Raw genomic sequence first — 12840 nt, forward strand, 5'->3', positions numbered from 1 at the left:
CTTTATCATTCTAATGATAATAATTATCATAGTCAATACATAATCAATCTCGTTAACTATTTATTATCATTAGTAATCATTTATACACAAAACAGGAATTTTTTGTATTTTATTTTTATTTAAAAGGAAATCTTAGTAAATAGCAGAATATATACTATAATCTCTATTTTTAGGAAGGAGTTTCTCATGAATATTGACGACTTAAAAGAAGTTCAAGTAAAAAATAATAAGATGATTTCTGAAATTCATTTTAAAGAACAATGTAGTTGGCTTAGAAATTCAAAAAAGAAGAAAAACTTAGAAGAAGATTTTTCAAAAGAAATCTATGATGAGTTTCAAGAGAAAAAAATTTATCTAGAATTAGTTGAAAAAGAAATTAAAGATATTTTTTCAAGCAAAGAATTTACAGCTAAAGAGAAAAAGCATATATATGAATTAACTAATGAGGCTTTTTGGAAGTGGAAAATTAATATAAATAAAAAATAATAAAGCATCATTAGTATTTTTCTAATGATGCTTTATTTTTATTTACTTTGTTCTGTATTTGTTTCTTCTGTATTATTTTGAGCTTTATTATTATCTGCTCCTGACTTTGAAGTATTTTTTATAACTTTAAATTCATAATCTTCACTTTTATAATAATCTATTATTTGTGGTAATATTTCTACAGTCTTTTCTTTTCCGGCTGCATCATGCATAAGAATAACTACATGATTTTTTCCTTTTGATGTTTTCTTAACATAGTTAAGCATTTCTTCTGTAGAATATGGTTTTCCTTCTGCATCACCATCTAATGCATTCCAGTCAACATTTACTATTCCATTTTCTTGTAATGTATTATCAAATTTTTGAAGAGAAGGATCTTTATAATATTTTCTTGTACCATACCCTCCTGGCATTCTTAGTACTCTACAATCAAATTCTTCTCCTAAAATACTTTTCATTATATCATTAGTCTTATTAAACTCATTCATAAAAGTTTCTATATTTAACTTATTATTTGGATATAGCTTTTTGAAGTCATGACTATAACTGTGATTTGCAATAGCATTTCCACCCTTTAATTCTTCTTTTAAATACTCTTGTCTTTTAGAGTCTTTTTCTATACTACTACCTAAAACGAAGAATGTTGCATGTACATCCTTTTCTTTTAATATATTTAATATCTTTTCTGTTGAATTTGATGGACCATCATCAAAGGTTAAAAATACATATTTACCATCACCTTTATATGTACCATCAGCCATTTCTTGAACATCTTTAGCATCAACTGCATACTTGTCCGCTTCATATGTAATATTCATACCTGGCATTACATCATCTGGATTAGGTTTTGCCTCCTGAACCTTATCAGCTTGTTCTTGACTAGTTGAGCTTTTGCTTTTAGCTGAACTATTTCCTATCATTGTAACAACTTTTGTACCAGCCCATAATAAAATTATAATTCCTAAAACTCCTAAAAAGATTTTTAAAAAATCATTTCTCTTGGAATTTCTTCTTTTTTTTGAAAATATTCCTTTGCTCATCATTTCCTCCTATGTTAACTTCATTTAAATATCTTTAGAATAAATCCACTTGTCCACTTATATAATTATCTTTTAAAACTTAATTTTTATCATTTCAAAACAGTTACATTTTTTTAAATAAATATTAATATTTTAAAATCAAACTCAATCCCTATTATATATCACTATTGAATATATTTTCCAATATAAAAAATGAGAATAAACTTAAAATATCAATGTTTATCCTCTCTTTTTATTAGTTAGCTTAAATTATTTTTAAAATACATAACTCCATATACTATTGTTGAAGTTAGTAAAAGTATTAATTGAATCAAAGAAATACCACTTATTAAACGGCTATTGATCTTTCCATAAATAAAAGTTCTTCTCACTACTTCTATCATTAAAAATATAGTTAAAATCTTAAGGTATATTTGTTTATTTTCTAAATATTTGCAATAACATATGTATAGAAGATATATAAGACATATAACAACTATTAAACTTATAAGAAAATCTCCATTTAGCATCCTCTCACTCCTTACCAAAACTATATTTTAATTGAGTTTTACAATCCTATAATTTTATTTTACAATAAAAAGTGCTTAATAAATATAAAGGATGGTTAATAATGAAAAAATTTCACAAAATTTTTATTTCCCTATTCATAATTGTACTTATATTAATCATGTTCTACTTTATGAATAAAGATATAATAAACATAAATACCTTGAGGAACTTAATTTTAGATTCTGGCTATTTTGCTCCATTAATATATATAATAGCCTTCTCCCTAGTACCATTAACCTTTTTCCCAGACTCTCTATTAGCTATCTTAGGGGGAACTCTCTTTGGGTTAAGTAGAGGTTTTTTATATACAAGCATAGGAGCTTTAATAGGTGGAAGTATTTCTTTTTTTATCTCTAGGATATTAGGACAATCTTTTGTAGAAAAGCTAGAAAATGATAAATTAAAAAATATTCAAAACCTTCTAAAAGATAATGGGTTTCTAATGATTTTACTTTTAAGACTAATACCTTTATTTCCATTTGATTTAATAAGTTACGGTGCTGGTCTTACTAAAATATCATATAAAGATTTTGTTTTAGGAACTTTAATAGGAACAATTCCTGGGATACTTGTCTTCGTAAATTTAGGAGCTCAATGGATTAGCTTTAATAAAGAAAGCATCTATTTATCAGTAAGCTTACTAATTTTATTTATAATAGTATCTTTATTCCTAAAGAAAATTTATATCAATAAACATCTATCTAAAGAAAATTAATATTTAAACTTTCTTTTGTATAAAATAGAAATAGCTATATCAAAGTTTAATCTTTACTTTGATATAGCTATTTTTTACTTTAATTTTTGGCTCCGTTTTAAACTAATGTTCATTTTCATCTAGGTCTGAGTAGCTAGTTAAAAATCAACATTAACTTAAAACAATGCCTAATTTTTATAACTACTCATATTTAGTGTAGGTATATTATTTTTTCTTGCCCATCTATTAAACATATTAAAAACATGCTTTTCGTCTAATTTATCTCTTAGTTCCTTTTCCTCCTCTTTACTACAAGATAAATATTCTTTAAATAAATCTTTCTCACTTCCTGATAAAGATTCTATAAAATCCTCTTTTTTATCTAAAGGCATATTATTGAATTGATTTTTAAAATCAGCATTAAAATCTTTTCCTACTTGCCCATTTGAATTTTTTGAGAACCACTTAAAAGCAGCCTTTACATTAAGCAATGATTCAACTAATAATCCTATTGCTAAGATTACTATGCCTACTACAATTAAAACCTTCATTTTATCATCTCCAAACTAAAATCTATTATATACAAAAAGGAGTGTATTAAAAATTAACTTCAAAGAAAGTCTTTTATAGTTTTCTTCGATAATTTAACTTTAATACACTTCCTTTAAATTAGCTTATGTAATTCATAGGATTTACCCATTCACCATTTATCATTATTCCAAAATGAAGGTGTGGACCTGTACTATATCCAGTTGATCCTACATAGGCTATTACTTGTCCTTGTGATACTTGTTGACCTGCTTGTACGGCAAGGCTAGATGAATGACCATATAAAGTGCTTGTACCATCACCATGATCTATTATAACCATATTACCATAAGCTGTATTCCATCCTGCTTCAACTACAGTACCTGACTTTGAAGCCAATATAGGCGTTCCATAAGGTGCACCTAAATCTGCGCCTGTATGCACACTTTGTTTTCCTGTTACTGGATGTGTTCTAGGACCAAATGGATCTGTAACTCCACCTGGAGCTGGTCTCATAAATCCACTTGAAGTATTTGTGTTTCCACCTGAACTTCCATTACTTCCTGAGTTTGATCCTGAATTACTATTGTTTTTATTAGTATTATCATTTGCCTTACTACTATTATTTTGATTTATTAAATTATTTATATAATCTTTAAGATTTGCATTGTCTTCTTGATAACTATTTATTTCATTTAATACATCTTTTTCTTTTTGGCTTAAACTATCTATTTCTGCTTGTTTTTGTGCCTCTAATGAATTTAATTCTTTTAATTGAGATTCATACTGACTTACTAAAGTGTCATATTCTTTCTTTTCAGTTTCTAATCTAGACTTTTGATCTGATAAATCTGTTTTTTGACTTTCTAATTTATTCTCTTCATTTTTCAGTTCGTCTTGAACTTTCTTTATGTCATTTATTAACTTATTATCAGTATCAACAATATATTTTATATTTGATACATTACTTATGAAATCCCCTACATTCTTTGATTCAAGCATTATGTATAAAAATTGGTTACTTAAATTTGACTTATATGCACTTCTTATTCTACTAGCAAGTATTTCTTCTTTTGCTTCTTCTTCTTTTTTCTTCTTATCTATACTCTTTTGAACATCGCTAATTTGAGTTTCTAAATTATTTATACTAGTCTTTAAAGAATCAATATCCCCTTTATATTCATCTACTTTCTTTTGTGAACTAAGTAGCACTTTATTTTTTTCAGCTATTTGATTTTGTATTTCATCTATTTTACTTTGAGCTTTATCTTTCTCAGAATTTATGTCATCCTTCTTATCTTTAAGCCCATCTATTTTGCTATTATTATTATCAATTTCTTGTTGTGCTTCTTCTTTTGTTTTAGCTTGTACAATATTACTACTGTTTATTGAAACAGCAAAAATCATTGTTATGCTAAGTATAACAGCCGTTAGTCTTCTTCTGTTCATAATATTTCTTCACCTATCTCTTTATATATATTATTTTGCTAAAACACTACATACCAAAACATTATACACTATAAAGATAAATTTGTTAATATAGCCAGTATACACTATAAACATTGTTAACATTTATTTAACCTTAATTTCAAAAAGACTATATAAAAACCAGCTTTCTTATATTTGAAAGCATGTTTTTATATAGTCCTACTTACGAATTAGAATCTTTCATTTGAAATTTCATCTTCAATAAGTTCTTCTAATGTTTTGTACTTACTACCTTCTTTTAAGTAATGTTTTTTTATACTGTCTTCCATTTCAGATAATGAAACTTCAGTATCAAATTCTTCTTGTTTAAAATCTTGTTTCATTCTTTTATATATTCTTGTTATTATATTTTCTTTATCTTTATTACTTATTTCCTTACTCATATGTCTATCTCCTTATTTAATTTAATAATTTATTCATAATTATATTATACACATAGCCTCTAATATATTAAAGTGATTATTAAAATATATATTATTCTTTAAAGCTTTTTTCCTATTTAATGTTATAGTTATTTTACTTTAAGTAACTAGAAAAGATTGATTAATATTAAAAGTTCTAATATAAATATCATTGATAAATTTAAATTTTTCTTTGGCTCTGAAAAAATAAGGAAAATTTAAAATTCTTAATATGATTCACCAAATCTCCTATTTTTTCTATACTATTACTAGTATTTTAATTTTAGGAGGTTTTTTATGAGCAAATCAGCGTGGGATTATACATTAGAAATCCTATCCTTAATGGGAGATATTGATTATTATAATGATTTACTAAGTAAAAATTTAAATCCTAAGGATAGAGAAATATATTCTAGAAAAGTAGATGCTTTAGAAAGTAATCTTTTCACTATGAAAGAAAAATTGAAAAATACATTCATTCTTTAAAGTAGCTTAAAACAAGCTACTTTTTTAATTAGTCTATATTTTAGGTGAATGTTAATTTTTAGCTAGCCGTTCAGACCTATCTAAAAATTAACACTGATTTAAAACAGATTCTTAAATTAAAGCTACTTATACATTATACCTATTCATAAGAAAAAAAGGTTCAACTTCAGAAGTTGAACCTTTAAACAAACTCAATTATATTCCCAAATATGCCGTCACACTTACAATTTTATACCTGCCTCTCGCAGGTGGGTTCTACTCAAACTAACTCGACCATCTTCTGTCACAAAAGTGAAGTTAAAAACTTGAAGTCCGATTTCCTTAGCTATTTTGCAAATCCCGTATTTAACATGTAGGTTAAAATTAATAAGCTTCGCGTACATCTCAGGATTGATTATGTTTTTATTATAACATAAGAATTTTAAAAATCAACCTTGATTTTTTAAAATTTTTTTACCTTAATTCATCTAATATTTCATCTACTTCTAATTCTTCATCTTCAGGTAAAAATACAGCTATGAATTGCTTACCTGAATAATTAGTAGCATCAATTTCATATCCTTCAGCCTTAGCTATAATTTCAAACTCTTCCATAATTTCTTCTAGAATCTCTTCAACATTATCTGTTGCTATATCATCTAAATATGGAATAACTCCTTCCACTATCCATGGATTACTATCCTCTTCATAATCTGTTTCATCATTTGCACAAGCCTTAGCTCCCTGTATTTCTATATCTTCAAAATCATAATAAAACTTAAGGGCCAATCTGTTATCTTCAGAAGAAACCTCTTCTACTTCTGTTAATCCATTGGTAGATAAATAATTTATTATCCTGTACTTATCCATAATATCCCCCTTTTTATTTTAATATAATAATTTTTTATATTCTTTTTTTACTAATCTAAATTCTTCATCGTCTTCAACTAAGTTATACTCAACTGAATCATTTACTTTATCAACTCTAAAAACAAAATCATCAGCTTCATCTCCTTCACCATCTACTGGTGAAAGAACTATATATTCTTTTTTATTTTTTTCTCCTAAATATATCTTAGCAACAACTTCAAATTCAACTTTATTTCCCTCTTCATCTCTGAAGGCCATTATTTGTTTTTCTTCCATACTAATCCTCCTAAATCAGCCTATTAAAGGTGATTTTTCATCTTTATAATATATATATTCATAATGTAATGCTCTAGTTAAAACAACATATAAAAGTTTTTTATCTATTTCATTATCATTATAATTTTCTTTACTTAAATTATAAACTATAGTGCAATCAAATTCTAACCCTTTAGTAAGATATGCCGGTATAATTATTAAATTCAAATCAAATTCATTTTGATCATCCTTAATTAGTTCAAAGTCATACTTGGAATATTTTTTAATCGCAGTTTTTATTTTTTTACATTCACCAAGAGTTTTTCCAACTATAGCTATTGAATTTTTTCCTTCACTCTTTATTTTTTCAACTATCTTATCTAAACTTTCACAAAAATCTTTTGCATTAGTAAATGATATTTCTTCTGGAACCATTCCATGTCTTAAAACTGGTTTTGCTGGTTTTTCATAAGTTTTTTGTTTAACTAAAACCTTATTAGCATAGTTTATTATTTCAACTGTACTTCTATAACTTTGACTTAGATGCTTATATTCTGCATTTCCATCATATACTAATTTAATAGCTTCTCTCCAGTCATTAATACCCTTAAAAGAATATATTCCTTGACCAATATCTCCAACTATGGTTAGTGAATTTCCTGAAACCATCATAGACATAACATATAATTGTAGCATAGAATAATCTTGTGCTTCATCAATTACTATGTGTTTTAACAGACTACTTTCTTCAATTCCTTCTATTCTAAATTTTAAATAAAGCATAGCAGCTAAATCATCTGCATCTATTATTTTTTTATCTATATTATTAGCCAAATTCTCTCTCATATATACAGCTAACTTTTCTGGAATTTTTCCTGCAGTTATTTCATCAAAAATCTCTTTATTTTCAAATAAAGTTCTATAAACATTAGTTGTGTCTATACCTTTCCATTGGTTGAAATATTCATTAAACTCTTTTTTTGCTGATTTCTTTATCTCTTTTTTATGATTATCTCTCTCGTCATAAAGCTCAATAAGCTTTTGTCTTCTCTCTTTAGAATCTTCCATTTCCTTTTTAAGTCTAGCTATTCTATATTCGTATTGGAAATCAACTTTATCTAAAACCTTACTTATCTTTTCTCCTAATTTTTTAGAAAAATAATTTTTTATTTCATCTTTTCTCTTATTTACAGGATACTTTATTAAATCCTTTAAAAACAATCTCTTGATTTCTTTAGAATCAAAAATTGAGTAACCGCAAACTCTTATATTATCTATATTACTGTCTTCTCTTTCAAGAACTTGAATATATCTATCTAACATTTCTTTAAAAAGTATAGAACCTTTTATTTTACTATCACTCATTATGTATTTATTTTTCTCTAAATCGTTCTCTAAAATTTCTACTAATTTTTTATCTTTAGTTATGACTTTTCCTTTTATCCCTAGCTTCTTTAAAGCTAATTCTTCAAAAGTCTTCTGTTCAACCTTTTCAACACCAAGATTAGGTAATACCTCTGAAATATAGTCTAAGAATATTTTGTTTGGTGCTATAACTAATATGTCCTCGCCTGTTATATTTCCTTTATATCTGTACAGAAGATATGCCAATCTATGAAGAGCTACAGTAGTTTTACCCGAACCTGCTGACCCCTGTATTATTAAAGGGAAATTTTTAGGCGCTCTTATTATATCATTTTGCTCTTTTTGTATTGTAGCTACCACATCTTTTAACTTTGTTCCTGTACTATTTTCTAGGTTTATTCTAAGGAATTCATCTATTAAACCATCGCCCTCTTCATTAAGACCAGATTTTAAGATTATTTCATTTATTCCTTCATCAAAACATTCTTTAAGATTATGGTCATCATCAAAAAGGAATTTTCTCTTTAAACTAAGCTCTCCCTCAATTACCCCCATAGGTGCTCTATAGTACGCTTTTCCTTGCGTTCCACTATAATAAAGGTCTGCTAAAGGTGCTCTCCAATCTATTACCTTCTCTTCCCCTTCCATAATATCTCCAAGACCACATTTACCTATATAAAAACTTTCAAAATCTTTTCTATATTCTCTAAAATCAATTCTTGCAAAGTATGGCTTATCATAAGCTTCGTTAAATTTATCTAACTCCTTTGATAAAAAATCAACAGATTTCTTAATTATTTCTATTTCAGGATCATATGCTCCTTTAGATTTTTTATTTAAAGCATCTAGTTTTTCATCTGTTTTAGATTTTTCATTTTTCAATCTTTCTTGTTCACTTGCAATCCATGTTTTAGTTTGTGAAAGTGCTTCTCTTTCATAACTTAAAACCCTATTATCGCTCATAATAAATACCTCCTTCACTAAGTAACTTTATTAAATTTTTTCCATAAAAATCATCAATGAATTTAATTATACTATCTTAAGTGTAACTATACAAATTTTATAATAAAAATTATAAATAAAAAGAAAGATTATTTATAATAACATTATTTTTTGATAAAAGGACAAAATACTAGGGAGGTGATATTCATGGAAAAAGTTACAGATAGAACTCCAAGCGAAGCTCTAAATGATAGTCTCAAAGGACTTTATATGGGTATAGATATTTTTGATCACTACTCCAAGAAGTGTACATCTAATGAACTTAAAAATTTACTTAGAGATGTTATAAACGTATACCAAAAAGAAGCCACTGAAATTTCTGCTAAAATTTCATCATTTGGTGGCTCTCCAGCATCTAGTACCGGTATAGTAGGTAAGGTTTCTGAGGCTCTCTACAACATAAAAACTCTTACTGCTGATACGGACAGTGAAATTCTTAAAGAAAGTATAAAAGCTTCTAAATCAGGAATAATCATGTTTCAAAAATTACTACAAGATAAAGAAAAAGAATTAGATTCACATTCTATTAATCTAATAAAAAACATGATAAAAGAAAATGAAGAGCTTAGTAAAAAGTTAAATGAGTATTCAAGTCCTCATCAAGCTAATTTCTTCTAAAATAAAATAGGTGCGTATTAATATAAATACGCACCACTTTACATAGCCCACTTTTTATCCTTTGTAAAAGATACATTTAGCCATTTTTCATAAGCTATGTGATTCAACGAATTAAATATTTCCTCTCTTAATGTATCCATTTCATCTAAGGCCTTAATATTAGATTCTTCATTATATATAAAATCTATTTCTATCCTTAAATCTCTTCCAGTTTTTGAAACTCTTGTAATGGCTTCTTCAAACCTATACTCTTCCTCTATTCCTTTTACAAGCTGACTAATTTCTGAAGTTATGCTATCATCAGCTTTAAATTCTAGAAGCTCTTTAAGTCCATCTATAAATGCTTTTACTGGCATTTTTATAAATATTGATGAACACATAATAACCATTAATGGATCTAAGTATTTAGTAAACCAAACAAGTTCTGTATATTGAAGTATGTTTGCTATTAAAAATCCTATTAAAACACCCATACTTAAAAGAGTGTCCATAAGCCATTGGTTACTTTCCACTGTTAATAAACTTGAATTTGTTGTCTTCCCTTTTCTTTTTAAGAATATATATGCAATTCCACATCCTAAAGTTGATATTATGGCATATATTAATGCATACCCATATTGAACCTCATTTCCACCATTTAATAAATCTTTAATTGCTCCAGTAAGAGAATACATACACATAATAAATATTGCTAAAGATTTAATTATAACTATCAAAGGCTCTATCATTCTTTTCCCGAAAGGATATTTTTCATAATCCTTTTTGTTTATATATATAATTCCTAATACCGATAATATTGATAAAATTACACTACCTAAAGAATATAACCCATCAAACAAAATCATTTCTGACTTTACAGTTCATCCCCATGCAATTCCTAATACTGCAAAAAATAATGCTCCTAATGCCGATATTTTTAATAAATAACTTTCATTCTTCATAAATTCACCTCAAAATAAGTCTTCTAAGATTATTTTATGATTTTTTAAAGTAAAATTCACTCACTAATAAGTTATATAAAAGGCACTAATATATTATTTTAAGATTATTTTTAATTTAATATAAAACATTTTAATCACTATTTTACCTTAAACTTCTACTGATTTTTTCTTTTTTTAACTTTGTTTCAATTTTTTCCTTTAATAACAAAGCCTCTTCTTTTGAAGGATAGACATATTGAAAACTTAAATCCATATTTATTGACTTTAAAGCATCTTCTAATTTTTCCGTAATAAACTGTGAATTAGCTAAATAGTACCAATATATAGACGATGTTGGATTTTTATCTACTAATCCACTATAATATTTAACTAAATTCTCAAAATATTTTTCATAGAGATCTCTTGCTTTTATTAAATTATTATTTTTAACACTATATATTTCTAATTTATATGCCTCTCCACTATCCCTACTCCAAATAATCACTTCAAAAATACCATCATCGTTAATATCTTCTACATATAAATCATTAAATGGCTTATCTAATGTTAGATAATTATATATACCATATTTATCTTGAGAATATATATCTAAAGTTTTCCATATATCTGAAAGCTCCCACACCACTATAATGTATCTATTTTTATCCTCTAGAGGTGCTATAATTATTTTATTTACATTATAACCATGTCCTTTTAGAATTTCTAATAATCCCCATTCACCCTTAATTTCTTCAAGAATAATTAAATATAATCCTTTAGCATATCTATATCCTGCAATAATTTCCTTATTTCCATCATTATTTATATCAACCTCATTAGCAAATAATATTTCACTATCCTTATTTATAAATCTTTTTACTATTTCCACTAAATCTAGCCTTTTTATCTTTGTATCAATTATAACTTCTCCCTTATTATCGCCATAGTACCCCTCTAATAAAACTCCATGTATATTTTCCTTTTTTATTTCATCAATTGATATTACTTTTTCCAAAAATATATTTTCCTGATATTCTTCTCCGTTAAATTTTGCTATTCTATACCCATCTTCTATCCCCAATCCTGAAATATATAATATTAAGTCTTTATATCCATTAGTTTTTTTATTTGAAATTATTATTGGATGTGCTACACTACTAAAATTTCCTATAACTTTAAATTCTCCATTATCCTCTTTTAAAACCAAAGCCTTGCACCCATTAATATTACAAAAATACCAATCTTTTAAATATATGAATATTTCATTAGTTCCATCATCATTTAAATCCACATTATATCTCACATATTTGAAGTTATCTTTTTCAAAATTTAATTCCTTTTTTATAACTTCCTTTATTTTAGGATCCTCTTCAGAAATTCCAGTTAATATATTAAAGCAACCTTCTTCTATACAAATCTCCTTATTTCTATAATTCTGATTTATAAAATTTCCCTTTAAATTAACAGTTTGGTCTACTAATTTAAACTCCTTATCTCTATAACTAATTACACTTTGAACCAAACATATAATATCTGTATCAGACTGCCCTAATATTTTTTGTAATACACTTATGCTTGCAACTCCATTTCCCATTGGGTAAAAAGGATAACATTCCCACACTCTACTTATATTAGCTTTTTCTCTTCCAGGTTTAACTTTACCGGAATCATCATAAACAAAGTCTAAATAATACTTATAATTTTCTCTTACTACAACAAAATATTTCTTATTTCTTTCATAATTTAATACTTGCAACTCATAATTATCTTTATAAAGAGCCATTACCTTATTTTCTTTATAAAATGTATTACTATTAAAGAGTTCTACAATCTGATTATTTTCAAAAGAAAATACCTGGCACTTAACATATCCACCGAAACTTTCACCAATGTTTCTTAAAAATATTTCTTTTTTTCTACGGTCTCTAAAACTTATTAACTGAATCTCAAATTTATAATGATCTTTTTCAAGTGGAAACTCATAAATATTTCCTGTTTTCTTTTCATAAACTACTAAAAAATTATTTTGCTCACAAACTTTTCCTAAACATGATACAATATAAACCTCTTCTTCAATTCCATTACCAGTAAGATCGCCCTTATCATAATCTATGATTTTATCATATTTACTAAAATTCATAATAACCTCCATAGATATC

14 protein-coding genes and 1 other RNA gene are annotated in these 12840 nt (G+C 26.2%); 4 read left to right on the plus strand and 11 right to left on the minus strand.

Going from position 1 to position 12840, the window contains the following annotated elements; translation table 11 throughout:
• Positions 1-186: 186 nt before the first annotated feature.
• Positions 187-486: a hypothetical protein gene (locus OIF33_RS02330; protein ID WP_322502618.1), complete on the plus strand. Its 300-nt coding sequence runs from the start codon at positions 187-189 to the stop codon at positions 484-486.
• A gap of 38 nt (positions 487-524) precedes the next feature.
• Here the strand turns inward: OIF33_RS02330 and OIF33_RS02335 are convergent, their stop codons facing one another.
• Positions 525-1526, minus strand: a complete 1002-nt coding sequence (locus tag OIF33_RS02335) for a polysaccharide deacetylase family protein (RefSeq protein WP_322502619.1) — start codon at positions 1524-1526, stop codon at positions 525-527.
• 239 nt (positions 1527-1765) lie between these two features.
• Positions 1766-2035, minus strand: a complete 270-nt coding sequence (locus OIF33_RS02340) for a hypothetical protein (protein ID WP_322502620.1) — start codon at positions 2033-2035, stop codon at positions 1766-1768.
• Between the two features lie 101 nt (positions 2036-2136).
• Between OIF33_RS02340 and OIF33_RS02345 the strand changes: the two genes are divergently transcribed.
• Positions 2137-2790 (plus strand): TVP38/TMEM64 family protein, encoded by a 654-nt coding sequence (locus OIF33_RS02345; protein ID WP_322502621.1) that lies wholly within the window; start codon positions 2137-2139, stop codon positions 2788-2790.
• 167 nt (positions 2791-2957) lie between these two features.
• Here OIF33_RS02345 and OIF33_RS02350 read toward each other — a convergent pair whose 3' ends face one another.
• The 3 genes from OIF33_RS02350 to OIF33_RS02360 all read right to left on the minus strand — a co-directional run bounded on the left by OIF33_RS02350 (position 2958) and on the right by OIF33_RS02360 (position 5168).
• Complete coding sequence (locus OIF33_RS02350) at positions 2958-3320, minus strand: hypothetical protein (protein ID WP_322502622.1); 363 nt, start codon at positions 3318-3320, stop codon at positions 2958-2960.
• Between the two features lie 118 nt (positions 3321-3438).
• Positions 3439-4746 (minus strand): murein hydrolase activator EnvC family protein, encoded by a 1308-nt coding sequence (locus OIF33_RS02355; protein ID WP_322502623.1) that lies wholly within the window; start codon positions 4744-4746, stop codon positions 3439-3441.
• 209 nt (positions 4747-4955) lie between these two features.
• On the minus strand, positions 4956-5168 hold the full coding sequence (locus OIF33_RS02360) for a hypothetical protein (protein ID WP_322502624.1): 213 nt from the start codon (positions 5166-5168) through the stop codon (positions 4956-4958).
• A gap of 315 nt (positions 5169-5483) precedes the next feature.
• On the opposite strand from OIF33_RS02360, the gene OIF33_RS02365 reads away from it, so the two are divergent.
• Complete coding sequence (locus OIF33_RS02365) at positions 5484-5672, plus strand: hypothetical protein (protein ID WP_322502625.1); 189 nt, start codon at positions 5484-5486, stop codon at positions 5670-5672.
• A 196-nt stretch (positions 5673-5868) separates the two neighbouring features.
• Here the strand turns inward: OIF33_RS02365 and ssrS are convergent.
• From ssrS to helD, 4 genes are all read right to left on the minus strand, one after another.
• Positions 5869-6066, minus strand: a non-coding RNA gene (gene ssrS, locus OIF33_RS02370) — 6S RNA.
• Between the two features lie 59 nt (positions 6067-6125).
• Positions 6126-6521: a hypothetical protein gene (locus OIF33_RS02375; protein ID WP_322502626.1), complete on the minus strand. Its 396-nt coding sequence runs from the start codon at positions 6519-6521 to the stop codon at positions 6126-6128.
• An 18-nt stretch (positions 6522-6539) separates the two neighbouring features.
• The gene (locus OIF33_RS02380; protein ID WP_322502627.1) at positions 6540-6797 is read right to left on the minus strand and encodes a DUF1292 domain-containing protein; all 258 of its coding nucleotides are present in this window, start codon (positions 6795-6797) and stop codon (positions 6540-6542) included.
• Positions 6798-6812: 15 nt separating this feature from the next.
• Positions 6813-9104 carry an RNA polymerase recycling motor HelD gene (gene helD, locus OIF33_RS02385; protein WP_322502628.1) on the minus strand — a complete coding sequence of 764 codons (2292 nt, stop codon included), beginning with the start codon at positions 9102-9104 and terminating at the stop codon, positions 6813-6815.
• Positions 9105-9290: 186 nt separating this feature from the next.
• Between helD and OIF33_RS02390 the strand changes: the two genes are divergently transcribed.
• Positions 9291-9761 (plus strand): DUF2383 domain-containing protein, encoded by a 471-nt coding sequence (locus OIF33_RS02390; protein ID WP_322502629.1) that lies wholly within the window; start codon positions 9291-9293, stop codon positions 9759-9761.
• 38 nt (positions 9762-9799) lie between these two features.
• Here the strand turns inward: OIF33_RS02390 and OIF33_RS02395 are convergent, their stop codons facing one another.
• Together OIF33_RS02395 and OIF33_RS02400 are read right to left on the minus strand one after the other, a co-directional pair.
• The gene (locus tag OIF33_RS02395) at positions 9800-10606 is read right to left on the minus strand and encodes a cation diffusion facilitator family transporter (protein WP_322502630.1); all 807 of its coding nucleotides are present in this window, start codon (positions 10604-10606) and stop codon (positions 9800-9802) included.
• Positions 10607-10844: 238 nt separating this feature from the next.
• The gene (locus OIF33_RS02400) at positions 10845-12821 is read right to left on the minus strand and encodes a hypothetical protein (protein ID WP_322502631.1); all 1977 of its coding nucleotides are present in this window, start codon (positions 12819-12821) and stop codon (positions 10845-10847) included.
• Positions 12822-12840: the final 19 nt, after the last annotated feature.

The organism is Clostridium sp. LIBA-8841 (genome assembly GCF_034439435.1).
Lineage (GTDB): Bacteria > Bacillota > Clostridia > Clostridiales > Clostridiaceae > Sarcina.

Coding starts and splice junctions, on each gene's coding strand:
- OIF33_RS02355 (WP_322502623.1), bottom strand. CDS start 4,746: ATGAACAGAAGAAGACTAACGGCTGTTATACTTAGCATAACAATGATT.
- OIF33_RS02380 (WP_322502627.1), bottom strand. CDS start 6,797: ATGGAAGAAAAACAAATAATGGCCTTCAGAGATGAAGAGGGAAATAAA.
- OIF33_RS02360 (WP_322502624.1), bottom strand. CDS start 5,168: ATGAGTAAGGAAATAAGTAATAAAGATAAAGAAAATATAATAACAAGA.
- helD (WP_322502628.1), bottom strand. CDS start 9,104: ATGAGCGATAATAGGGTTTTAAGTTATGAAAGAGAAGCACTTTCACAA.
- OIF33_RS02395 (WP_322502630.1), bottom strand. CDS start 10,606: ATGATTTTGTTTGATGGGTTATATTCTTTAGGTAGTGTAATTTTATCA.
- OIF33_RS02400 (WP_322502631.1), bottom strand. CDS start 12,821: ATGAATTTTAGTAAATATGATAAAATCATAGATTATGATAAGGGCGAT.
- OIF33_RS02340 (WP_322502620.1), bottom strand. CDS start 2,035: ATGCTAAATGGAGATTTTCTTATAAGTTTAATAGTTGTTATATGTCTT.
- OIF33_RS02365 (WP_322502625.1), top strand. CDS start 5,484: ATGAGCAAATCAGCGTGGGATTATACATTAGAAATCCTATCCTTAATG.
- OIF33_RS02335 (WP_322502619.1), bottom strand. CDS start 1,526: ATGAGCAAAGGAATATTTTCAAAAAAAAGAAGAAATTCCAAGAGAAAT.
- OIF33_RS02350 (WP_322502622.1), bottom strand. CDS start 3,320: ATGAAGGTTTTAATTGTAGTAGGCATAGTAATCTTAGCAATAGGATTA.
- OIF33_RS02330 (WP_322502618.1), top strand. CDS start 187: ATGAATATTGACGACTTAAAAGAAGTTCAAGTAAAAAATAATAAGATG.
- OIF33_RS02375 (WP_322502626.1), bottom strand. CDS start 6,521: ATGGATAAGTACAGGATAATAAATTATTTATCTACCAATGGATTAACA.
- OIF33_RS02390 (WP_322502629.1), top strand. CDS start 9,291: ATGGAAAAAGTTACAGATAGAACTCCAAGCGAAGCTCTAAATGATAGT.
- OIF33_RS02345 (WP_322502621.1), top strand. CDS start 2,137: ATGAAAAAATTTCACAAAATTTTTATTTCCCTATTCATAATTGTACTT.